At 63.2% G+C, this 23,800-nt stretch carries 19 protein-coding genes; 11 read left to right on the top strand and 8 right to left on the bottom strand.

Translation table 11 applies throughout. From position 1 onward, the window contains the following. Window positions 1–126: 126 nt before the first annotated feature. On the top strand, window positions 127–1,833 hold the full coding sequence (locus O0880_RS27670) for a methyl-accepting chemotaxis protein (RefSeq protein WP_289889639.1): 1,707 nt from the start codon (window positions 127–129) through the stop codon (window positions 1,831–1,833). An 18-nt stretch (window positions 1,834–1,851) separates the two neighbouring features. Here O0880_RS27670 and O0880_RS27665 read toward each other — a convergent pair whose 3' ends face one another. After that, entirely contained in the window at window positions 1,852–2,136 is a 285-nt protein-coding gene (locus O0880_RS27665) for a hypothetical protein (protein WP_289889638.1), read from the bottom strand. Here O0880_RS27665 and O0880_RS27660 point away from each other — a divergent pair. After that, window positions 2,122–5,346 (top strand): AAA domain-containing protein, encoded by a 3,225-nt coding sequence (locus O0880_RS27660; protein ID WP_289889636.1) that lies wholly within the window; start codon window positions 2,122–2,124, stop codon window positions 5,344–5,346. The two genes, O0880_RS27665 and O0880_RS27660, sit on opposite strands and share 15 nt — an antisense overlap. Window positions 5,347–5,454: 108 nt before the next feature. On the opposite strand, the gene O0880_RS27655 is transcribed toward O0880_RS27660, so the two are convergent. The 3 genes from O0880_RS27655 to O0880_RS27645 all read right to left on the bottom strand — a co-directional run bounded on the left by O0880_RS27655 (window position 5,455) and on the right by O0880_RS27645 (window position 8,352). Then, on the bottom strand, window positions 5,455–6,879 hold the full coding sequence (locus tag O0880_RS27655) for a heavy metal sensor histidine kinase (protein ID WP_289889635.1): 1,425 nt from the start codon (window positions 6,877–6,879) through the stop codon (window positions 5,455–5,457). Beyond that, window positions 6,876–7,586 (bottom strand): heavy metal response regulator transcription factor, encoded by a 711-nt coding sequence (locus O0880_RS27650; protein WP_289889634.1) that lies wholly within the window; start codon window positions 7,584–7,586, stop codon window positions 6,876–6,878. Before O0880_RS27650 ends, O0880_RS27655 begins: the two co-directional genes overlap by 4 nt. Window positions 7,587–7,653: 67 nt before the next feature. After that, window positions 7,654–8,352 carry a glutathione binding-like protein gene (locus tag O0880_RS27645; RefSeq protein ID WP_071326128.1) on the bottom strand — a complete coding sequence of 233 codons (699 nt, stop codon included), beginning with the start codon at window positions 8,350–8,352 and terminating at the stop codon, window positions 7,654–7,656. Between the two features lie 207 nt (window positions 8,353–8,559). Between O0880_RS27645 and O0880_RS27640 the strand changes: the two genes are divergently transcribed. Continuing rightward, entirely contained in the window at window positions 8,560–8,985 is a 426-nt protein-coding gene (locus tag O0880_RS27640; protein ID WP_071326127.1) for a hypothetical protein, read from the top strand. Window positions 8,986–8,989: 4 nt separating this feature from the next. On the opposite strand, the gene O0880_RS27635 is transcribed toward O0880_RS27640, so the two are convergent. After that, entirely contained in the window at window positions 8,990–10,633 is a 1,644-nt protein-coding gene (locus tag O0880_RS27635; protein ID WP_071326126.1) for a methyl-accepting chemotaxis protein, read from the bottom strand. 274 nt (window positions 10,634–10,907) lie between these two features. On the opposite strand from O0880_RS27635, the gene O0880_RS27630 reads away from it, so the two are divergent. Both O0880_RS27630 and O0880_RS27625 read left to right on the top strand, forming a co-directional pair. Continuing rightward, window positions 10,908–11,336, top strand: coding sequence for an EamA family transporter (locus O0880_RS27630; RefSeq protein ID WP_071326125.1), 429 nt, complete (start codon window positions 10,908–10,910; stop codon window positions 11,334–11,336). A gap of 73 nt (window positions 11,337–11,409) precedes the next feature. After that, window positions 11,410–11,775, top strand: coding sequence for a hypothetical protein (locus O0880_RS27625; RefSeq protein ID WP_046683244.1), 366 nt, complete (start codon window positions 11,410–11,412; stop codon window positions 11,773–11,775). 131 nt (window positions 11,776–11,906) lie between these two features. Here the strand turns inward: O0880_RS27625 and O0880_RS27620 are convergent, their stop codons facing one another. Next, the gene (locus O0880_RS27620) at window positions 11,907–12,311 is read right to left on the bottom strand and encodes a hypothetical protein (protein ID WP_071326124.1); all 405 of its coding nucleotides are present in this window, start codon (window positions 12,309–12,311) and stop codon (window positions 11,907–11,909) included. A 173-nt stretch (window positions 12,312–12,484) separates the two neighbouring features. Here O0880_RS27620 and O0880_RS27615 point away from each other — a divergent pair, with 173 nt between their 5' ends. Beyond that, on the top strand, window positions 12,485–13,327 hold the full coding sequence (locus O0880_RS27615) for a helix-turn-helix transcriptional regulator (protein WP_083412078.1): 843 nt from the start codon (window positions 12,485–12,487) through the stop codon (window positions 13,325–13,327). 46 nt (window positions 13,328–13,373) lie between these two features. Here O0880_RS27615 and folE read toward each other — a convergent pair whose 3' ends face one another. Together folE and nudC are read right to left on the bottom strand one after the other, a co-directional pair. Beyond that, a complete protein-coding gene (folE, locus tag O0880_RS27610; protein WP_071326123.1) occupies window positions 13,374–13,937 on the bottom strand; it encodes a GTP cyclohydrolase I FolE in 564 nt (187 codons plus the stop codon). 75 nt (window positions 13,938–14,012) lie between these two features. Further along, a complete protein-coding gene (gene nudC / locus O0880_RS27605; protein WP_289889629.1) occupies window positions 14,013–14,852 on the bottom strand; it encodes an NAD(+) diphosphatase in 840 nt (279 codons plus the stop codon). A gap of 293 nt (window positions 14,853–15,145) precedes the next feature. On the opposite strand from nudC, the gene O0880_RS27600 reads away from it, so the two are divergent. From O0880_RS27600 to O0880_RS27580, 5 genes are all read left to right on the top strand, one after another. Then, window positions 15,146–17,491, top strand: a complete 2,346-nt coding sequence (locus tag O0880_RS27600; protein WP_289889628.1) for a catecholate siderophore receptor Fiu — start codon at window positions 15,146–15,148, stop codon at window positions 17,489–17,491. Window positions 17,492–17,876: 385 nt separating this feature from the next. Then, on the top strand, window positions 17,877–19,190 hold the full coding sequence (locus O0880_RS27595; RefSeq protein WP_071326121.1) for a dicarboxylate/amino acid:cation symporter: 1,314 nt from the start codon (window positions 17,877–17,879) through the stop codon (window positions 19,188–19,190). A 107-nt stretch (window positions 19,191–19,297) separates the two neighbouring features. Next, window positions 19,298–20,290: a porin gene (locus O0880_RS27590; protein ID WP_289889627.1), complete on the top strand. Its 993-nt coding sequence runs from the start codon at window positions 19,298–19,300 to the stop codon at window positions 20,288–20,290. Between the two features lie 234 nt (window positions 20,291–20,524). After that, on the top strand, window positions 20,525–22,432 hold the full coding sequence (locus tag O0880_RS27585; protein ID WP_071326119.1) for an ATP-binding protein: 1,908 nt from the start codon (window positions 20,525–20,527) through the stop codon (window positions 22,430–22,432). Then, window positions 22,425–23,768, top strand: a complete 1,344-nt coding sequence (locus O0880_RS27580; protein ID WP_289889626.1) for a sigma-54 dependent transcriptional regulator — start codon at window positions 22,425–22,427, stop codon at window positions 23,766–23,768. Before O0880_RS27585 ends, O0880_RS27580 begins: the two co-directional genes overlap by 8 nt. The last annotated feature ends 32 nt before the right edge of the window (window positions 23,769–23,800 follow it).

The following is a 23,800-nucleotide window of genomic DNA, read 5'->3' as shown; positions in this document are numbered from 1 at the left end:
TGATACAATTATTTGTATTGCCGTGTGGAATTTTGAGGAACAATTACAGGCTCGCCGTCTTACGTATAAACCCGTAGCCTTGGCCTGTCCGACGTTTCCTCTTACTTCAGAAACACGAAAGCAATCATGTCACTCACACACTATAAAATCGGCACCCGGCTCGGGATCGGGTTTGCTGTCGTCCTCGGCTTGCTGGTAGCCGTCTTGCTCGTCGGCCTGTATTCGATGGCGCAACTGAGCGAGCGCACGCATGACATCGTTGCCGACAAAAACGTCAAGATGGCGGCGGCCAATACCATGAGCGACAACGTGCGCAACATTACCCTCGCCATCACCAGCGTCGTGGTGGCGCCGACGGAAGCGCTGGTGCAGGCGGAACTGGCGAAGATCGGCGAAGCGCGCAAGAAATACGGTGCCGCCAAGGAAACCCTGCAAAAGAAAATTGCGACGGACAAGGAAACGGCGCTGATGGCCGAACTGGACGCGGCCCTGAAATCGGGCGCGCCGCTGAACAACAAGGTCATCGAGCTGCGCAATGCGGGCCAGACGGAAGAAGCGATCGCCGCGCTGACGCAGCAGGCGGCGCCCAGCCTGAAACGCGTGCTGTCGGCGCTCGACAGCCTCGTCGCGTACGAGGGCGAGCAGGCGGCGCAGGCGGCGGCCGACGCGGAAGCGCTGAGCGTCAGCGCACGCGCCTTCATGATCACCCTGGGCAGCGTGGCCGTGCTGCTGGGCGCCTTTGTCGCCTGGATCATCACGCGCTCGATCACCCGTCCCATCAATGCGGCAGTGGCCGTGGCCGAAACCGTGGCCTCGGGCGACCTGTCGTCGCACATCGTCGTCAATTCCACCGATGAAACGGGCCGCCTGCTGGGCGCCCTGAAAGCCATGAACGACAGCCTGCTGGGCGTGGTGGCGCAAGTGCGCCATGGCACGGACGCCATCGCCACGGCGTCGAGCGAAATTGCCGCCGGCAACCTCGACCTGTCTTCCCGCACGGAAGAGCAAGCCAGTTCGCTGGAAGAAACGGCATCGTCGATGGAAGAACTGACTTCGACCGTGAAACAGAATGCGGACAATGCGCGCCAGGCCAACCAGCTGGCGAAAAGTGCGTCGGAAGTGGCCGTGCGCGGCGGCAGCATCGTATCCCAAGTGGTCGACACCATGGGCACCATCAACGAGTCGTCGCGCAAGATCGTCGACATCATCGCCGTCATCGACGGCATCGCCTTCCAGACCAACATCCTGGCCTTGAACGCGGCCGTCGAAGCGGCGCGCGCCGGCGAACAGGGCCGTGGCTTCGCCGTCGTCGCCACCGAGGTGCGCAACCTGGCGCACCGCTCGGCCTCGGCCGCCAAGGAAATCAAGGAACTGATCGCCGCTTCCGTCGCCAACGTGGACACGGGTTCGCGCCTCGTCAATGAAGCGGGCCAGACCATGGGCGACATCGTCGACAGCATCGTGCGCGTGACCGACATCATGGGCGAAATCACGTCCGCCACGCACGAACAGACGATAGGCATCGAACAGATCAACATGGCCATCGCCCAGATGGATGAAGTGACGCAGCAAAACGCCGCCCTCGTGGAAGAAGCGGCCGCCGCTTCGCAAAGCATGCAGGAACAGGCGGGCGAACTGGCGCACGTGGTGGGCTTCTTTAAAACGGGCAACCATGTCGCCAGCGTAAGCAAGCTCAGCCCTGTGCGCACAGCTGCGGCAGCGGCAAAAATCGCGCCGCCGGCGGCCAGGCCCGCGCCCGCGCGCAAGGCGATCCCGGCCGCGCCAGCGCGCCGCAGCAATGCCGCCGCCGAGAGCGAATGGGAAGAGTTTTAACGAGTAGCAACATCCTCGCTACGGGAAAGCCAGGCAGGAAGTTGCTGCCTGGCTTTTTTTCGTCTGCCAATACCACTTTTTTTGCGGCAAAGGCCGCGCAATAGGCAAAAGTGCAAAACGTGCACCGCGCATACGCTTTACAATCCTCGCTCGCTTTACAAAATATTGGTCATCATGAATCAGGCAGAACAGCAGCGCCTCCTGGCTATCCTGGAGTATTGGCACAAGATCGAATTCTTTATCCCGTTTGACCTGAATCAAATCACGGAAGTTGAAGACCAGTCCACCGTGCGTCTCCTTCACCGCGAACAGCTGGCGCAGTTGCCGCCGCAGTTCGCCACGCAATGGCAAGTGCCGTCCGACCGCGAAATCGACGGCTTCCAGCTCTTCCTCGGCGTGTTCGACAAGGCGGAAATCAACAAGGCCTGTCCGCCTTCGGGCGGTCCGGAAAATATCGCCGAAACGGAAAAAACAGAGCTGAACGGACGCTCGTGCTTTGCCCGCCTGAGCCTCAATGCGCTGGGCGAGCCGCAGTTCGACCCCGTCTCCATTTCCACGCTGCCGTGGGCGCTGGGGCGCGCCCGCACGCCGGACTGGGCCGGTCTGAGCCTGGACGCCTTCAGCGACAGCCAGCTGGCGCTGCAAGACCGCCTGCGCAACTTCGCGGCCAGCCGCGCCTCGCAGGCCGTAACGGACGAGGCCGGCAATGTATCGTCGCCGCTGTCCGGCATGGACATCGCGGCGCTGGCCGACCTGCTGATGGACTGGGCCAACTTCCACCCATCCGCCGCCCAGCCCTTGGCCGTGCTGCAAGTGCGCACGCGCAAGAAACGCCCCGCCGCCGACGCGCTCGACGCCACGGAAGCGAGCGCCAACCGCACCCTGGACTTTGGCGACGCGGTGGAGCCGTCCCTCGATATCCTCAACAGTTTTTACCTCGATGACCTCGAGCACATCATCCGCACCTTGCGCGGCGGCAAGCTGCCTGCCACCGTGGCCGCCTACCTGACGCCGCTGGCGCAGGACGAGCGCATCGACCTGTACAGCCCGGCCGGACGCGAGGCGCTGGCCGCCATGCTCAATCCGGCCAATATGAACCGCGGCCACTGGCTGGAAGACGCCAGCTACGCCATGAGCCTGATGCAGCAGTTCGCCATCCACGGCGCGCGCACGGGCTTGAGCGAACGCGGCATCTTTTCCGTCAACGGCCCGCCGGGCACGGGCAAGACGACCTTGCTGCGCGAATTGTTCGCCGACAACATCGTGCGCCGCGCCAGCGTGCTGTCCTGCCTGGACCGCGCCGCCGACGCCTTCATCGGCAAGGTGGCCGTGGCCTTCGAAGGCGTGCGCGATCCGATCACCATCGCCCGCTTGCGGCCGGAACTGACGGGCTTTGAAATGGTCGTCGCCTCGTCGAACAATGCGGCCGTGGAAAACATTTCCGGCGACTTGCCGAAACCGAAACAGCTGGGCAAGGAATGGGCGCGCACGCGTTACTTTGAAAGCGTGGCGCGCCGCGTCGTGGCCGACGGCAATGGCGCCAATCGCCCCCTGACCGAGGAAGAAGCGCCGTGGGGCTTGATGTCGTGTGCGCTGGGCAATAGCGCGAATCGCCGCCGCTTCGTCAGCAATTTCTATGACGACGACTGGGACAAGAATACGCCGCGCAAGACGCCGAATGCGCAGAATATCCGCCAGTGGCTGGCCAGCTACCAGGGCGTCAGCTTCGCCCAGGCGGCGCGCGAATTTCGCGAGACGGAACACGTGGTGGAAAAGGCACTGGCCGAGCACGCCCAGTACGCGGCCCTGTGGCAAGCCGTGGGCACGTGCACGGAAGCGCAATTCATCGACAGCAGCCAGCAGGCGCTGATTGCGGCAGAGCAAGAGATGGATGGGGCGAATGGCGCCCTGGCCACCGCGCTGGCGCAGCAGGACACCTTGCTCGCCAGCAAGAAGGAATTGCTGGAAGAGGAACGCCTCGTGGCCCTGACGCAGCCGGGCTTTTTCGCCCGCTTGTTCCGTACGGCACCGGCGCGCGCCTACAAGGAGGCCGTCGTCGCCAACGCCGAGGCGCAGCGCCAGGCCGCGCGCGACGTCTCCGCCATCAAGCTGCTGCTGAAAGGCGAACTGGAGCCGCGCTGCGAGCGCGCCCGCAACAGCCTGCATATCGCCCTGCGCACGGCGCAGTCGCGCCAGCGCGAATGGGACGACAGCACGGAACTGCTGCGCCGCGCGCGCATGCGCTTCCCCACCATCGTCGCGCCCGCTACCCTGGAGGAGCTCGATGGCGAGGCACTGCAAATTGGCGGCCTGTGGCATGAACCGGCGCTGGCCCGCTTGCGCTCGCGCCTGTTCGCCAAGGCCCTGGCCCTGCATGAGGCATGGCTGGCGGAAGTGGCGAAGAAGGGCGGACCTGGCTTTGGCGGCAACTTGCTGGCCGTGTCGAAATTGCTGAAAAACAAGCGCGCCTATGAGCAGTCGCACATCGCCATGGTATGGCACAGCCTGTTCATGGTCGTGCCCGTCGTATCGACGACGTTCGCCTCGTTCGCGCGTCAGTTCCAGGGCATGGGTCCCGAATCACTGGGCTGGCTGTTCATCGATGAAGCGGGCCAGGCGCCGCCACAGGCGGCGCTGGGCAGCCTGTGGCGCGCCAAGCGTGCCGTCGTCGTCGGCGACCCGCTGCAGATCGAACCCATCTTCACGGTGCCGGGCCGCCTGGTGCAGACCTTGTCCGCCCTGTCGCCGCATACGCAGGACGGCAGTTACGCGCCGACCTCCGCTTCCGTGCAAACCCTGGCCGACCGCGCCAACCGCTATGGCGCGACGGTGGCAGCCAGCAGCGCACAACCGTTGTGGATAGGCAGCCCCCTGCGCGTGCACCGCCGCTGCGTGGAACCGATGTTCTCGCTGGCCAACGGCATCGCCTATGAAGACAAGATGGTCTATGGCTTGAGCGAACGCACGCCGCCAGCCGGCGCGCGCGGACTCACGCGTGGTCCCAGCCGCTGGATCGATGCCGCCGGTCCCGTCAGCTACAAGCAGGTGGTGCCCGTGCAGCTCGATTTCGTGCTGGAAGTGCTGCTGAAACTGTATCGCCGCGACGGCAAGCTGCCCGAGATGTATGTCATTACGCCCTTCAAGGCCGTGCGCAACGAATTGCGTTCGCGCATCATGGACCTGGACTGGGACCGCCGCCTCGGCTACGGCAAGGCGCCCACGGCGCGCGAACTGCGCCAGTGGAGCAGCCAGATGGTGGGCACCGTGCACACCTTCCAGGGCAAGGAACAAAGCGTGGTGATGCTGGTCCTCGGCGCCGATGACAGCACGGCCGGCGCCGCGCAGTGGGCGGCCGCCACGCCGAATTTGCTCAACGTGGCCCTGACGCGCGCCCGGCATCATGTGTACATCGTCGGCAACCCCTTGCTGTGGGGACAGTTGCCGCATTTCGCGCCCGCCTGCGCGCAATTGCCGCATACGGGCATGCATGAGTTTTTGGTGGAGATGGGTTGACGTCACCTGGCCATGCCTTCCTGCGTAGGTCCGATTAGCGCGGCAACGCTGCGCGTAATCCGATATCTGCGCTACCGCCAACACTGCGTCGGATGACGGCCCTTGGCCTCATCCGACCTGAGCGCTGCACTGCTGGAGCGGGAAATCCAAGGTAAACGTCGTGGCCGCCGCGTCCGACGCCACCGTCGCGCTGCCGCCATGCAACTGCATGATGGCCGTGACGATGGCCAGGCCCAGGCCCGTGGAAGCGGCCGAATCGCTGCGGGCCGGGTCGGCGCGGTAAAAGCGTTCGAACAGGTGCGGCAGGTGGCGCGCGGGGATGGCGGGACCGAGATTGCTCACGCTCAGCTCCACGCCCTCGCGCGTCGCGTGCGAACGCAGCAAGATCGTGCTGCCCGGCGCCGCGTGGCGGATCGCGTTCGACAGCAAGTTGCCCAGCGCGCGGCGCAGCAGTTGCGGCTCCGCCGTCACCGTGCCGCTGCCGTGGCAAGCCAGCGCCAGCCCCCGCTCCTCGGCCAGGCCTTCAAAGAAATCGGCCAGGCGCAGGAACTCGTCCTGCACCGGCAAGGCTTGCTTGACCAGCACCACCTCTTCCTGCTGCGCGCGCGCCAGGAACAGCATGCTGTCGATCATGCGCGACAGCCGTTCCAGTTCTTCCACATTCGACGACACCAGCTGTTCATAGTCCTGCGCGCTGCGCGGACGGGCCAGCATCACCTGGCTTTGTCCCAGCAGATTGGTGACGGGCGTGCGGAATTCATGCGCGAGATCGGCGGAAAACTGCGACAGCCGCGCATACCCTTCCTGCAGTCGCGCCAGCATGGCGTTGAGCCCATGGATCAACGGCAGCAGCTCCGTCGGCGCGCCGCGCGCCTCGAGCTGCTGCCCCAGCTTGCCAGGCCGCACGAGCGCCGCATGGGCGGCGATATTGCGCAGCGGCCGCAAGCCGCGCAACAGCATCACGCTCGCCAGCAAGGCCGCCACCAGCGCGCTGACGGCCACCGACACGACGATCTGCCAGCGGTAGGCGGCAAACATGACGCTGCGGTCGCCATAGACCCTGGCGATGGAAATATCGGCCATCTGCGCCGGATCGCCGATGCGCGCGCTGGCCGCCACGACCCGCGCCGGATAGCCGTCGCGGCTGGTCCAGCTGACAATCGCGCTGGCCGTCACTGGCGCATCGACGGCCACGGGAACAGCATGCGCGACGTTCTCGCCATACGGATTGACATCGATCAAACGCGTGCCATCGGCGCGCACGATGCGCACGAGCGAATTCTCTTGCCCACTCATGGTGTCGCGAAAATACTGGGGCCGCTCGCGGATGATGTCCAGGGTGCCCGCATTGCCCAGCAACTGCTGGATTTGCCGCAATTTTCCCAGCAATAAAATATCGTCGCGGCGCTCGATTTCCGCCACGAATGAACGGTACAGATGCATGCCCAGGCCGGCCGACACGAGCGCCACAATGAGCACGAACACGAGCGTGACGCGCAGGGTCAGCGAGCGGCGTAGCTGCGCCAGCTTCATGGGGCGGCGCCGCTGTCAGAAACCGTGGGCGCGCGCAATTCGCAGACATACCCCATGCCGCGCAGGGTGTGGATCAGCTTGGGGTCGAACGGGTCGTCGAGCTTGCTGCGCAGGCGGCGGATGGCCGCGTCGATGACATTCGTGTCGCTCTCGAAATGGATGTCCCATACTTGCGCGGCGATGATGGAGCGCGACAGCACTTCACCCTGGCGCCGCGCCAGCAGGTGCAGCAGGCCGAATTCCTTGGCCGTCAGGGTGATGCGCTGGCCCTGCCGGCTGACCTTGCGCTTCATCACGTCGATTTCCATGTCGCCGATGCGGATCACCTCGTCCTCGCGGGGCGGGCCGCGGCGCAGCAGGGTGCGGATGCGCGCCACCAATTCGGCAAACGCGAACGGCTTCACCAGGTAATCGTCGGCGCCCAGCTCCAGCCCTTTCACGCGGTCCTGCACCTCGTCGCGCGCTGTGAGGAAGATCACGGGCACGTCGGCGCCGCCTTCCTGCAGGCGCAGCGCGCGCAGCACTTGCCAGCCATCCATGATCGGCAGCATGACGTCGAGCACGATGAGGTCGGGCGCCTGCGTGCCGGCCATGTGCAGGCCGTCGCGGCCGTTGCGCGCCAGGCTCACCGTGAAGCCGGACTCGGCCAGGCCGCGCAGCAGATAGTCGCCCGTCTTCGGTTCGTCTTCGATTACCAGGATGCGCATGGCCGCTTTCGTCAGGGGGAATGCCCCATTTTACGCCCGCCAACCGGTCGCGAAGATGATAAAAATGTCAGCTGACGGTTTTTGCCGTCTGGCCGAACAGCACGCTTTTCGCGTCACCGCTGACGGTCGGCTGCACATTGATCTCGGCGGCGCGGGCATATGCGCGCACGGTGGCCGGGCGGGCGGCAATCGCCGCGAACCAGCGCGCCAGATGCGGGAACTCGTCCAGGTTCTGGCGCTGGCGCGCGTGCGGCACGATCCACGGATAGATCGCCATGTCGGCGATGGAATAGCTGTCGCCGGCGACGAAGGCGCGGTCGGCCAGGCGCTTGTTCAGCACGCCATATAGACGGTTCGTCTCATTCACATAGCGCGTGATCGCGTACTCGATGGGTTCGGGCGCGTATTGCACGAAATGGTGGTTCTGCCCGGCCATGGGACCCAGTCCGCCCATCTGCCAGAACAGCCACTGCATGACCTCGGCGCGGCCGCGCACGTCGTCCGGCAGGAATTGCCCGCTTTTCTCGGCCAGGTATTGCAGGATGGCACCCGACTCGAACAGCGACAGCGGCGCGCCGCCATCGGCCGGCGCCTGGTCGACGATGGCGGGAATCCGGTTGTTCGGCGCGATGGCGAGAAACTCGGGCTGGAACTGCTCGCCCTTGCCGATATGCACTGGAATGATGTTGTAGGGGATGCCCGCTTCTTCCAGGAACATCGTCACTTTGTGCCCGTTGGGCGTGGTCCAGTAATACAGGTCGATCATCGCGGTCTTTCCAGGTCGGTGGGATGGGACAGGCGCGGTAGGACGATAGTCGCGCTATTGTCGCGCCGCAACTGGTGTGCATGGATATAATGCCATGTCAGCGAAAAACAAGATGGCGGGCGCACCCCGGAGCGATAGAGCAAGCGCCCACCCTCGCCATTGCCATTATTTTTCGCCATTCCTGGGAACCATCAACGAAAGCCGACCATGCGCAAACTCCTGATCGTCATGCTGTCCGTCCTGCTGTCAGGCTGTGTCCAGGACTTCGCCATCTATATGTTCGATGGCCACGACCATTCCCTGACCGTGCGCCGCCAGCAAAGTTACTTTTGGCAAGATACGGTGGAAGTGCAGCTGATGGCCACCAATCTGCCGCACTGCCAGCGCCTGCACACCCTGTCGACGGACGCGCCCGCCGACATCAAGGTCGAGCTGTTTGCGGCCGGCGAAGGCGTGTGGAATATCCGCATGGGCAAGCAGTTGTGGCAGGCGGAAACGAATACCTGCAATAGCCTGACGGAAATGGAAAACGACCCGAAAGCCGACCTGGGCCAGCCGGTCGGGCAATTCGTGGTCGTCGATGACCAGCTGACATTCGAACCGGCGCCGCAAGCGGCGGCGCCCGCCCAGTAAGACCTTAGCGCGCCGCCAGGCTGCGCAGCGGCTTTTTCGCCACGGCGCGCGGCGCGGCGGCAGTAGCGGCCAGACGCGGCGCCGTCCCCTGTTCCTGCGCCGACAGTTTGAAGCGCGCCACCAGCTGCGCCAGCACGGCCGCCTGGTCCTGCATGCTGGACGCCGCCGCCGCCGCCTCTTCCACGAGGGCCGCATTTTGCTGCGTCACGCTATCCATCTCCGTGATCGCCTGGTTGACGTGGCCGATACCCGTGCTTTGCTCATGCGAGGCGGCCGTGATGTCGGCCATGATGTCGGTCACGCGCGAGACGCTGGCCACCACCTGATCCATGGTCGTGCCCGCCTGTGCGACGAGCGTGCTGCCGGCCGCGATGCTGTCGACGGAAGCGCCGATCAGTTCCTTGATTTCCTTGGCCGCGCTCGCCGAGCGCTGGGCCAGGTTGCGCACTTCCGAGGCAACGACGGCGAAGCCGCGCCCCTGCTCGCCGGCGCGCGCCGCTTCCACGGCTGCGTTCAGGGCGAGGATATTCGTCTGGAAGGCGATGCCGTCGATGACGCCGATGATGTCGACGATCTTGCGCGACGACGCGTTGATGGTATCCATGGTGCCGATCACTTGCGCCACCACGGCGCCGCCCTGGCGCGCCACTTTCGAGGCCGACTGCGCCAGCTCATTGGCCTGCACGGCGTTGCCCGTGTTTTGCGACACGGTCGACGTCAGCTCCTCCATCGAGGCGGCCGTTTCTTCCAGCGAACTGGCCTGCATTTCCGTGCGCGCCGACAAGTCCATATTGCCGCTGGCAATCTCGCTCGACGCCGTGGCGATGGTTTCGGCGCTGTGGCGGATTTCGCTGATCGCATCGACCAGGTTGGCCTGCATGGTCTTCATCGCGTACAGCACGCTGTGGCGGTCGCTGGCATGCGTGCGCACGCTGCCGCTCAAGTCGTTGTTGGCGATCTTTTCCGCCACTTCGGCCGCATATTCCGGGTCGCCGCCCAGCGCATGGCGCAGGCTGCGGTTGATGACCACGACGACGGCCGCCAGCAGCGCGCACACCAGCAGCAGCACGCCCAGCGAAGTGAGCAGCGACTGGCGGAAAGCGGCGTCGATATCGTCCATGTACACGCCCACGACGAGGGTCCAGGCCCACGGCTTGTAGGCCACCACGCGGCTCATCTTCGGTTCCGGGGTTTTCTGCCCGGGACGGGGGAAATAATAGTGGACGAAACCCTTGCCCGCATCGCTCTTGCCGACGGCGACGATGTCGCGGTACAGATAGGTGCCGTTGGCATCCTTGAAGTCCGACATGTTCTTGCCATTCGTTTGCGGCGCGGCGGGATTCATCACCACCACGGCATCGAGGTTGATGATGGACAAATAACCGGTGTCGCCGAAACGCATGCTCTTGATGACGGCGGTGGCCTGCTTCTGCGCCTCTTCCTTGCTCAGCGCGCCGCTGGCGGCCAGCTCGCCGAACATCTTCACGGCGCCCAGGCCCAGGTCGGCGGCATTGCTCAAGTCGGCGCTACGCTCCTCGATACGGATCTTGCGGATCTCCAGGGCGTTGTACACAAAAATAACCGTAATGCACAGCAAGCTGCAAATCAGGGGAATCCATAACTTCTGCTGGAACGTCAATTTCTTCATGCGGTGTCTCCAACTGTGTGTGCGGCGAAGGGGGCGTGCCCGCTTCCAGCTCTGCGGCCAGGAATGCGGCGGCGACGGTGCTCTGGCGGCACCGTTCAGACGACTCCAGCATACGCTTGAACTACCGATATTTACAATGCCATACAGCAATTTTTAGCGCAGTGTTGTTAATGCGATGCGACAAGACATGCTGCATCGCAATAAAACTGCGGCAAGCGCCCGCCGCCCTTTTCCGCTACAGTCACAGCACCTTCCCCACTGCACAAGGAGCAGCATGTCGACTACCTTGACCTGGCAAGGCTTTGCCATCCTGTCGGCCGTGTTCGCGGCCATGACGGCCATCCTGGGCAAGCTGGGCGTCGCTGAGATGAACAGCAACATGGCCACCCTGATACGCACGGGCGTCATCCTGCTGGTAACGGCGGCCATCATCTCGCTGCGCTCGGAATGGCAGCGCCCGGGCGGCGGCAACTGGGTGGGCTGGACGTGCCTGATCGCGTCGGGGGTCGCCACGGGCCTGTCGTGGCTCTGCTATTTCCGCGCGCTGCAACTGGGCCCCGTTTCGCTGGTGGCGCCCGTCGACAAGCTCAGCGTGGCGCTGGTGATGCTGGCCGGCTGGCTCGTGCTGGGCGAGCCGTTCACCCTGAAGGCGGCCATCGGTGGCGGCTTGATCGTGCTCGGCTCGCTGATTTTGCTGCTGTGAGGCAATACGCGGCACGCGGCGGCGCGCCTGTGTCAGAATGCACGCCGGATAGATCGAATCACGAAAGAACAGCATGACCAAGAATGAAGCCATGAAACGCATCAATGACCGCCTGGGCAAGCCCACCCTGACGGACAAGAACACGCACTTTGCCAGCGTCGCCAGCTATGGCACGGACGAGGGCTGGTGGTTGAAGATTCCCTTCCTCACCTTCAAGCAGGAATTGCACTTCATTCTCAACAACGAGAAGACGAAGAGCTTCCAGCACCTGAAAATCGGCGCCAACCAGATCCTCAGCCCCGGCATGAAATTCCGCAGCACGGGTGGCGCGGCCGACGCCTTCATGTCGGCCTCGGCGCCGAAGCGCCTGGTCGACTTGCTCGATGGCGGCAGCAAGTACAACTTCACCAAGCATTTCATCAACGACTACCGCTACTAAAACACCTGACCAAACCTACTGCGCGGCGCGCTTTGCGGCCTGCGATGCTCACCGTACTAGAAGTACGGTTGCGCTTCTTAGCCACAAATCACTGCCGCTCGCTACGGTTTTGTCAGGTGCTCTTGAGTTTGTCAGCCCTCCCTTGGCGGCAGCCACGCCTTGAGCAAATGCTGGGCGATGTCGAGCGCGTCGTCGCGGCTGGTGCCGAAATGCAGGGGATAGCCCCAGAACTTGCCGAACATCACGGCGAAGGCCTTGCCGGCCAGACGCTTGGCCGCGCTCGGTTCGACCAGCACCATGCCCTGGATGTAGGCGCGGATGGCCGCCTTGTTCTGCTTCATCCACAGTGCAGCCCGCTTGCGCTCCTCCTGCGGGTGTTCATGCCCATCCTCGTCAAAGCCTTCCTCGCTGAGGATGACAAATGCTTGCCGGCGCGCCAGCAGCGCATCGAACTGGGCGAACAGGATATCGGGTTGGGCGGGCGCTGCCGCGCGGCGCATCCAGACGAGGGGGAAAGTGGATAGATCAAGCTGCATGGTGATGACTCCTTCAATGGGGGTTGCCGTTCCTCCTTACCTTCATCAGAACACTGGCGGCGGCGGTTGCCGTTGAAGCGGGGCTGCGGATCAGCACACGATACCGGTGGCGCGGTCGGACGTCATTGCATAAAATAGCCACAATATTATTCAATCCAGCCAAAGCCCCTGCCATGCCCCATCCCCTCCTGCCCAGCATGCTCTCCGCCCAGCTGGGCCTTGACGCCACCGCTTCCCTCATGGATTTCGACGTCGATGGCGTGCTGCGTCCGCTGCTGGCCGTGGGCCTGGCCAGCGTGCGCGAGGAATGGGAGCAGGCGCCGCACCAGCACCGCAAGGGACAGCTGCTGTACGCCACGCGCGGCGTCATCCATTGCGAGGTAGACAGCGGGGTATGGATCGTGCCGCCCCAGTGCGCCGTATGGATACCGGGCGGCCTGATGCATGCGGCACAGGGCGTGGGCGAGGCCGAGTGCTATTGCCTGTTTGTCGAGCCGGCCATGGCGCCCGCCTTGCCCGCCGTCTGCTGCACCCTGGCCGTCTCGCCGCTGCTGCGCGAACTGATCGCCAAGGCGGCCGGCTTTCCCACCCTGTATGCGCTGCATGGCGCGCAGGAACGCCTGGTGGCCACCCTGCTCGATGAATTGGCGGCCGCCCCCGTGGAAGACTTGCACCTGCCGATGCCGCGCGATGCGCGCCTGCGCCGCCTGGCCGCCCTGCTGCTGGCGCAGCCGGCCGACAAGAGCACCTTGGCCGAGTGGGCCAAACGCATCGGCATGAGCGAGCGCAGCATGACCCGGCAGGCGTTGGAAGAGATCGGCATGAGCGTGGGCCGCTGGCGCCGGCAACTGCACGTCATCGTGGCCCTGCAGCGCCTGGCGGTGGGACACAGCGTGAAAGCGGTGGCGCTGGAACTCGGCTATGAAAACACCAGCGGTTTTGTCACCATGTTCCGCAAGGCCGTGGGCAAGCCGCCGGCGCGCTACCTGGCCGAAAGGGAATCAAAAGGGAAATAAAAAAAGGCGGCATCGCGCCGCCTTCCTCATGCATCTTCGGCGAAAATCAGGTTTCGCGCGCCAACGCCAAGAATTCCGTGCGCAGCGCCAGATTCGGCTGCATCTCGCCCAGCATGGCCGAGGTGATGGTTTCCTCGCCCGGCGTGCGGATGCCGCGGCTTTCCATGCACAGGTGGCGGCAGCGTACGACCACACCCACCGATTTCGGTTCCAGCACGTCCATCAGCGCGTTGGCGATCTGCATCGTCATGCGTTCCTGCACTTGCAGGCGCTTGGAGAAGCAGTCGACGAGGCGCGTCAGTTTCGACAAGCCGACGATCTTGCCGTTCGGCACGTAACCGATGGTGGCCTTGCCGAAGAACGGCGCCAGGTGATGTTCGCAATGGCTGTAGACGGGGATGCCGCGCACGACGATCAGCTCGTTGTACTGTTCCGCACCATCTTCAAAAGCCTTCAGCAAGTCGACCGGATCCTGGCCATAGCCGGAAGTCCAGTGCTTCCAGGCCTTGGTCACGCGCGCCGGCGTTTCCAGCAAGCCAGGACGCTGCGGGTCTTCGCCAAAGCTGCTGATCAGCCGGCGCCAGTCGTTTTCGGAGAATTCTTGAGACATGCTAAAACACCCTAAAATTTGCAATTGCCGCCAGTATATAGAAAATGTGACAGGCTGCCCCGACAGCCATTGCTTTTACTCTGGCGCCGGCGGCCGGTGGGCCCGTACCAGCAACGCGGATATCGATACGCTGGACGTCGCTTCCGGCCACGCATCGCCGGGACCGAACCAGCGCGCCTCGGCGATCTCGTCCTCGTCCAGGCGGATGTCGCCATCGAGGTAATCGGCCGTAAACGCGATCATCAGCGAATGGGGAAATGGCCACGATTGGCTCATGAAGTACTGCAAGTTATGCACGCGCAGACCCACCTCTTCCATCACTTCGCGGTGCACGGCTTCCTCGATCGATTCGCCCGCTTCCAGGAAACCGGCCAGCGGACTGAAACGCTGCGATGGCGAATGCCTGTGCATGGCCAGCAGCACCTGCTCGCCCTTGCGGATCAGCACCATCATGGCCGGCGAAATGCGCGGATACGCGAGCATGCCGCAGGCGGCGCATTGGAAGCAGCGCTCGCCGCGCGCGCGCTGCATGGGCGTGGCGCAGACGCCGCAATAACGGTGCGTGCGCGCCCATTCGGCCAGTTGCGCGGCGCGGCTGGCCAGGCCCAGGAAACCATCGTCGACGGCATTGAACAGCGAGCGCAAGCCATGCCAGGCCACGCCGCCATCGAGGGGCAAGGCATCGTCGTCGCGCCAGACGGTCTGGCAATAACGGCCCTGCCACACACCCACAGGCTGGGCCTGGCTCAGGTCGATATCGAGCGCGGCCACCTCGGCCTGCGTCGGCAAGGCCAGTTCCGGCGTGCGCAGCAGCACGCGCCCGCGATGAAAGACAAACGTCAGCGTCTGGGCGGCGGCGGGCGCCGGTTCGGGCACATCGATCAGGGGGACAAAAGCGTCGGGAGTATGGAGCATGCTTGGCGGAAATTTGTAAAGGTTGCTCATCATACTCCCGCTCCCGGACGCCTGCGCGCATAGCAGCGGCGGGGCCGCAAAGCAAGCATTCATGCGGCATCACAGTGTTTTTTTCCTGGCACATTCAATTCGTTGCGTAAACGAGACTGATAACGATTCTCATTTACGAAATAGCGCCCAATTATTACAATGTCACACAACCCGTTTCCCCAGCCAGCCACTTGCCCGCGTGCAATAGCACTGTGCGCAGCGCCAGCCAGGAACCACTACCCTGACCTTATCGAGAGAGCAAGATGGCAATCAAGAGCCGCAAACACGTCCAATCCCGTTTTAACCAGCATATCGGCGCCGCCCTGGCCGTGATGCTGCTGCCCGTTGCCGCCCAGGCTGCCGACCCGGCCGGCCAGAGCGTCCCGGCATCGCAGCAAACCCTGAACGAAGTCAAGGTCGTGGGTTCCAAGGAAAATGATTTCAAGGCCGAAAAAGCCTCGTCGCCGAAATACACGGAAGAACTGGTCAACACGCCGCAAACCATCGTCGTGATCAAGAAGGAATTGATCGAACAGCAAGGCGCGCTGACCCTGACGGAAGCGCTGCGCAACACGCCGGGCGTCGGTACTTTTTTCCTCGGTGAAAACGGCAACACGAACACGGGCGACGCCGTCTACATGCGCGGCTTCGATTCGTCGGGCAGCATCTATGTCGATGGCGTGCGCGACGTCGGCTCGATCTCGCGCGACGTCTTCAACATCGAACAGATCGACGTGCTGAAGGGCCCGGCGGGCACGGACAGCGGCCGCGGTTCGCCGACAGGCTCGATCAACCTGGTCAGCAAGACGGCCACCATGGAAAACAAATTCAATTCCCTGCTGACGGCCGGCAGCGGCAAGCAGAAACGCGCCACGGCCGACTGGAACCGCGTCCTCGACAGCGATTCGGGCACGGCATTGCGCCTGAACCTGATGACGCAGGACAGCGGCAACCCGGCGCGCGATGAAGTCACGAACAAGCGCTGGGCCTTCGCCCCCACCGTCACCTTCGGCATCGGCAAGCCGACGCGCATCACGGCCAGCTATTTGCACGTCGACCAGGACAACGTGCCCGACGGCGGCGTGCCGACCATCGGCTTGCCCGGCTATTCGACGCCGGACGTCGCCACGAAGGAGAAGCCGGTCATCCGTACCTACCTGAACAGCGCCGCCAGGGTCGATCCAAAGAATTTCTACGGCTCCACCTCGGACTACGACAAGGTCAAGGCCGACATGGGCACCTTGCGCATCGACCATGATTTCTCGCCGACCGTGCAGCTCCAGAACACCACGCGCTACGGCAAGACCAAGCAGGACTACCTGCTGACGGCCTTCATGGCCAATACCGCCAACCTGAATACGGAAACGAACGGGGCGGTAAAAGACAACCCTGCGACCTGGACCCTGGCGCGCTCGCTGCGCACCGTGAAGGACCAGGAAAACACGATCTTGACCAACCAGACCGTGGTCAGCGCGCAATTCGACACGGGCGTGCTCAAGCACTCCCTGGTGGCCGGCGCCGAGTTCACCAGCGAAAAGCAGACCAACTACAGCTATGTGCCAGCCACCCTGGGCACCTTGCCGGCAGCGAACCTGTACCATCCGAACCCGCGCGACCCCGTCACCGGCTACAACCCCGTGCGCAGCGGCGCCTTCACGGAAGGCGAAGTCAACACGCAAAGCCTGTATGTGTTCGACACCATCAAGTTCGGCGACAAGTGGCTGTTCAACGGCGGCGTGCGGTTCGACCATTTCAACACCACGTATGACGCCGTCACGCTGCAAACGGCCGTGGCCCAGGGCCAGGTGCAAAAGCTGCCAGTGGGCACGCCCATCCCCACCCACCTGACCCTGAGCGATACCTTGGCCAACGGCAAGATCTCGGCCATGTACAAACCGACGCCGGACAGCAGCGTGTATGCCTTGCTGGCCACGTCGAAAGCGCCACCGGGTGTCAACTTCGCCCTGAGCACGGGCGCCAGCAGCGCGCAAAACCCGAGCTACGATCCGCAGGAAACGCTCACCAAGGAAATCGGCACCAAGTGGGACTTCCTGAAGCAAAAACTGTCGTTCTCGGCCGCCGTCTACCAGACCACCGTCAAGAATGAAGTGGAACAGGATCCCGTCATCCCCACCATTTATTACCAGACCGGTAAAAAACGCGTGGAAGGGCTGGAACTGGGCGTGGTGGGCGAAATCATGCATAACTGGCTGGTCAGCGCAGGCTATACGCGCATGAATACCAAGGTCGAGTCGGGCAAGGTCGTCACGGCCAGCGGCGTCAACAACCTCAGCTACACGCCGAAGCAGGCGTTCACCAGCTGGACTTCGTACACCCTGCCGTTCGGCCTGAAGATCGGCGGCGGTGCCCGTTACGTCGGTGAAATGCTGCGCGGCACCGATGGCGCCGTCGGCACGCCGGCACGCGTCGACTCCTACTGGGTCTTCGACGCCATGGCGACGTATCCGGTCAACAAGAACCTCGACCTGCAGCTGAACGCCTACAACCTGGCCGACAAGACCTATGTGGCGGCCATCAACAAGTCCGGCTTCCGCTACACGCCAAGCCAGCCGCGTTCGTTCAGCCTGACGGCGAATATCAAGTTCTAACGTCAAGAGAACGCACATTGCGCAACATCAAGCCCCTCTTCGGAGGGGCTTTTTTATTGTCCTGATAATCTTGTCTTTTTCGCGCAACGGCGCCCTGCCACGACTAGCGTATGAAAAGTCATACAGCGATCGCCTCCCCCGTCCAATATTTCGCGCAGTGCGGCAATATAGCAACATTCTTGAATTTAAATAAGTTCTATAAATCAATAACTTATGAAAGGTTCTGTCGAAAAAGCATTTCAGGCATATCCTTTGCTATGTACAGGTTTTGCTGCAAATAATCGCCAGCATGCAAGGGCTTGTTTTTGAGAAATATTGACTCCAAGCTTGAGTTGCTCGCTATCAATAATCCGCTCACAGCGGCGCTTCATTTGGAGGAGTCAAAATGAAAAAGAAACGGCCATTAACCCTGTACATCCTGATTGCCATGATCCTCGGCATCGCCGTCGGCTATGGATGCAACACCGCCTTCCCAGATGCCAAAGTCAGCGCCCAGATCGCTGGCAATATCTCCATCGTCACCGACGTCTTCCTGCGCCTGATCAAGATGATCATCGCGCTGCTGGTGTTCTCCACGCTGACGGTCGGCATCGCCCACATGGGCGACGGCAAGACGGCGGGCCGCATCGGCCTGAAAGCCATGTGCTGGTTCGTCGTCGCCTCGCTCGTGTCGCTGGCGCTGGGCATGGTGCTGTCGAACCTGATGCAGCTCGGCACCAACCTGGGCTTGCCATTGCCGGATATCCACGCCTCGACCAACTTGAAGACGGCCGCCTTTACCTTGAAGGATTTCTTCACGCATCTGGTGCCGAAATCGCCGATCGAGGCCATGGCCAACAATGAAATCCTGCAAGTGCTGGTGTTTTCCATCTTCTTTGGCGGCGCACTGGCCGGCCTGGGCGAGTCGGGCAAGACCCTGACGGCCGTCGTCGACCAGCTGGCGCAAGTCATGTTGCGCATCACCGGCACCATCATGAACCTGGCCCCGCTGGCCGTGTTTGCCGCCATGGCGTCCGTCATCACTACCCACGGCCTGGGCGTGCTGGTCACGTTCGCCAAATTCATGGGCGGTTTCTACCTGGGCCTGATGTGCCTGTGGGCACTGCTGATCGCCGCCGGCTTCCTCGTCATCGGCCCGCGCGTCTTCAAGCTGGTCGGCCTGATCCGCGAACCGTTCCTGCTGGCATTCTCGACGGCCAGCTCGGAAGCGGCCTATCCAAAACTGCTGACGGCGCTCGACCAGTTCGGCGTGGACCGCAAGATTTCCAGCTTCGTGCTGCCGATGGGCTACTCCTTCAACCTCGATGGCTCGATGATGTACTGCACCTTCGCCGTGCTGTTCATCGCCCAGGCCTACGGCATCGACCTGTCGATCGGCACGCAGATCACCATGCTGCTGCTGCTGATGCTGACCTCGAAGGGCATGGCCGGCGTGCCGCGCGCCTCGCTGGTGGTGATTGCCGCTACCCTGAACCAGTTCAATATTCCGGAAGCGGGCCTGCTGCTGCTGATGGGCGTCGACCAGTTCCTCGACATGGGCCGTTCGGCCACCAACGCGGTCGGCAATGCCGTCGCCACGGCCGTCGTTGCCAAGTGGGAAGGTGGCCTGGCCACGGAAGAAGAAGCGGCGGCCGCCAACGCGGCCAACCAGAATACGGAAAGCCATTGGGGCGAAGCGGACCACGCTAGCAAGGCCTGATAGCGCCATGGCCCGCCACAAGCGGGCCATTTATTTGTTTTCAATGTTGAGTAACAAGCAGTCAGGTAGTGCGATCAGTAGTCATCCCCCTTACTAGAGAGATTCTCATGAAAAAAGTCCTGTTTACCCTGCTGGCCCTTGGCGCAGCTTCCGGCGGCGCGCTGGCCCAATCGAGCGTGACCATCTATGGCGTGGCCGATGCCGGCCTGGTGTTCGACAAGGACGCGGCCGGCGACCGCCTGAACCGCGTCGCTTCCGGCGTCGCCTCCGGCTCGCGCATCGGCTTCAAGGGCAAGGAAGACCTGGGCGGCGGCATGTACGCCAATTTCGTGCTGGAAAGCGGTTTCAATATCGATACCGGCACCTCGGGCCAGGGCGGCTTGCTGTTCGGCCGCCAGGCGTATGTCGGCCTGTCCGGCAGCGCCGGCGCCGTCACCCTGGGCCGCCAGTACTCGCCGTACTACCTGGCCCTGCGCGACGTGGCCGACCCCTTCGTCATCGGCCTGGCCGGCACGGCATCGAACCTGATGGCAACGAATATCCGCGTCGACAACATGGTGCAATACACCACGCCAACCTGGAGCCACCTGTCGGCCGACCTGGCCTACGGTTTCGGCGAAGTGGCGGGCGACAATGCGAAAAACCGCAGCATGGGCGGCGCAGTGCACTACATCGATGGCCCGCTGAACGTGACCCTCACGCATCACCGCAAGGAAAATGCGCTGGCAACACAGCAAACGCGCAACACCCTGCTGGCCGCGCGCTATGACTTCGGCGTCCTGCAAGGCAACTTCGGCTACGCGGACAACCGCGCCCTCGACGACAGCAAGAGCAACGACATCCTGGTCGGCTTCAGCGCCCCGTTCGGCGCCACCAAGCTGGTCGCGTCGTATATCCGCCACAACGACAAGAGCAACCTGAACCGTGACGCCCAGCAGTGGGCCATCGGCGCCTACTACGCCCTGTCCAAGCGCAGCGACCTGTACACCGGTTATGGCCACATCAGCAACAAGAACGGCGCCACCTTCGTCGTCGGCAACGCCACCGACAATGGCACCGGCAACAGCGGCTTCAACTTGGGCATGCGCCACACGTTCTAAGGACGTCGGCCAAATCTGCCGCGCGGCGCGCTTTGCGCGCCGGCGATGCTCACCGTACTCGAGTACGGTTACGCTTCTCAGCCGCAAATCACTGCCGCTCGCGACGATTTTGTCGGACGTCGAGAGGTCCGTGAAATAACAGCGTGAGCCGCCGGATGCACATCCGGCGGCTTTTTTTATGTTGAGACACATCAAGATGCGATACTGTCGGTTCTTGCAAGTTGGCACCAGACTATGAATAGCAGCAGCAAACCACCTCTTTCCTGGCGCCAGCGCCTGTCGCAACGGTCGGGCCGCGAAACGCTGGCCTGGGGCGTGGTGCTGGCCGCCTGCCTGGCCACCGTCTGGCTCGTGTATTTCTGGACCGAACGCATCGCCATCGGCAAGCTGCAGGCGAGCGGCGCGCAGCGCCTCGAGGTGTATGTCAGCAGCCTGGAAAATGCGCTGGAGAAATACGACTTCCTGCCCAAGACGCTGGAGCTGAACCGCGACGTCATCCGCCTGCTGCAGCACCCGGAAGACCCCGTGCTCGTCGACACGGTCAACCATTACCTGGAGCAAATGAATGCCCAGGCGAAATCGTCGACCATCTTCATCAGCAACCTCGACGGCAACACGCGGGCCGCCAGCAACTGGCAGCAGCCGGACAGTTTCATCGGTGACAATATCGCCTTCCGCCCGTATGCCCAGGACGCCCTGCGCGGCACGCCGGGGCGCTTCTATGGCGTCGGCACGACGCGACTGGAACCCGGCTATTTCTTTGCCCATGGCATTTACCAGAATGGCCGCATGCTGGGCCTGGCGACGGTCAAGGTGAACCTGGAAAACCTGGAAAAACGCTGGGTGCAGGGCGCGGACAAGGTCATGCTGGCCGACGAGCACGGCGTAATCTTCCTCAGTTCCATGCCGGACTGGAAATACAAGACGCTGGCCCCGCTCTCGCCTGCCATCGTCGATGAACTGAACCGCACGCGCCAGTATTACTCGAAGCAGCTGGCGGCGATTCCCTTCGTCTCCGACCGCCAGCTGGGCAACGGCGCGCGCGTCATCAGCGTGCGCGAGCAGGAGCGGGCCGACGCGCCGCCGAAGACCAGTTCCAGCGTCATGACGCAGATCAAACTCAAGTCGCCGCGCGACTGGACCTTCATTTACCTGTCCGACCTGGCGCAGGCGAAGGCCAGCGCACGCGCGGCGGCCGCCTTCTCCTGCGTGCTGCTGGGCTTTTTCATGCTGCTGTTCTTTTACCTGCGCCAGCGGCGCGCGGCCGTGGCGCAGAAATTGCGCGCCCGCGAAGACTTGCAGCACGCCTACGACAACCTGGAAACCATGGTCGAGGAACGCACGTCGGAGCTCAATGCCATGACGCAAAGCCTGAGCCAGGAAATCGAGGTGCGCAGCAAGGCCGAGCAAAAACTGCACATCACGCAAAACGAACTCTTTCAGGCCGGCAAGATGGCCGTGCTGGGGCAGATGTCGGCCAGCATCACGCACGAGCTGAACCAGCCGCTGACGGCGCTGCGCACCATGTCCGACAATGCCGTCATCCTGCTCGAGCGCGGACGGCTCGACGACGCGCGGCGCAATCTGGCGAAGATCTCGCAAATTGCGGCCAGGATGGGAACCATTACGGGACAATTGAAGATTTTTGCGCGCAAATCGACGACCAGCCTGACCTCCGTCTCGATCCCCACGGCGATCAGCAACGCGCTGTTCCTCGTCGAACGCCGCCTGCAGGTTGAAAATGTGCGTTTCAGCCTGCATCTGCCGCCCGAAGACATCTTCGCCATGTGCGAAAGCAACCGCCTTGAGCAGGTGCTGGTGAACCTGTATGCGAATGCGCTCGACGCCATGAATGGCAGCGACGTGCGCAGCCTGCGCGTGTCCGTCGAATGCACGCGGGAACAGGTGCTGATCCATGTGGCCGACACGGGACCGGGCCTGTCGACGGAAGTGTGCGAACACCTGTTCGAACCGTTTTTCACCACCAAGCCGCAGGGGCTGGGACTGGGCCTGGGCCTGGCCATTTCCGAACAGATCACGCGCCAGTTCGGCGGCGTGCTGCGCGCCGAAAACGCCGCCGGCGGCGGCGCCATCTTCACCATCGAACTACAGATTGCAACGCAGGAGGAAAAACATGTTTGACGGCTTGAAGGTCTTGCTGGTCGAGGACGACCCCACCGTACGCGAAGGCAGCGAGCAGGCACTGCAGCTGGCCGGCCTGGACGTGCTGGCCTTCCACTCGGCCGAACTGGCCTATAAACTGCTGACACCGGATTTCCCCGGCATCGTCGTCAGCGACGTGCGCCTGCCCGGCATGAGCGGCCTCGAGCTGCTGCAAGCCGTGAAAACGCTCGACCCGCACCTGCCCGTGATCCTCGTCACGGGCCACGGCGACATCACGATGGCCGTGCACGCCATGCGCACGGGCGCCTACGATTTCATCGAAAAGCCGTATTCCTCGGACCAGCTGGTCGACGTCATCCTGCGCGCGCTGGAAACGCGGCGCCTGATGCTGGAAGTGCACAGCCTGCGCCGCCAGCTCGAGGACGGTGGCGGCATCGAAGCGCGCTTACTGGGCAATTCCGTGGCGATGCGCGACATACGGCGTCTGATCCTCGACGTTGCCAACGAACCGGCCGACGTGCTGATCTATGGCGACACGGGCACGGGCAAGGAAATGGTGGCCCGCTGCCTGCATGACTTCAGCCATCGCCGCAAGCACAACTTCGTCGCCGTCAACTGCGGCGCGATACCGGAAAGCATCTTCGAGAGCGAAGTGTTCGGCCACGAGCCGGGCGCGTTTACGGGCGCGGCCAAGCGCCAGGTGGGCAAGATCGAGCATGCGGACCACGGCACCTTCTTCCTCGATGAAATCGAAAGCCTGCCCCTGTCGCTGCAGGTAAAACTGCTGCGCGTGCTGCAGGAGCGCTATATCGAACGCCTGGGCTCGAACATTCCCACGCCCGTCGACGTGCGCGTCATCGCGGCGGCCAAGCTGGACCTGGAAGACTTGTCGCAGCAGCAGAAATTCCGCAGCGACCTGTACTACCGCCTGAACCTGATCGTGCTGCATTTGCCGCCGCTGCGCGAACGGCGCGAAGACATTCCCATCCTGTTCGAGCATTTCGTGCTGGCCGCGGCGGCCCGCTACAACCGCGCCGCGCCCATCGTCTCGAGCGCCCAGATGCGCAACCTGATGGCGCACTCCTGGCCCGGCAACGTGCGCGAACTGCGCAATATCGCTGACCGCTTCGTGCTCGGCATCGCCGGTGGCGCGTCGAGCCTGCTGGCAGGCGGCCAGGCCAGTCCCCTGTCGCTGGCCGAACAGGTCAATGGCTTCGAACGCGCCCTGATCGAGCAGGAACTGCGCGCATATTCCGGCAACGTCAGCGAAGTGAGCACCGTGCTGGGCTTGCCGAAACAGACGCTGTATCACAAGATGCAGAAGTACAACCTGGTGGCGGAAGAGTTCCGCTAGGCGAACGCGGGCGGCAGGCCTATGCAAAAGAA

Origin of the sequence: Janthinobacterium sp. SUN118 (assembly GCF_030397695.1) — a bacterium.
GTDB lineage: Bacteria > Pseudomonadota > Gammaproteobacteria > Burkholderiales > Burkholderiaceae_D > Janthinobacterium.
The sequence above is the reverse complement of the archived record's forward strand: the minus strand, read 5'-3'. Positions and strand labels throughout refer to the sequence as shown.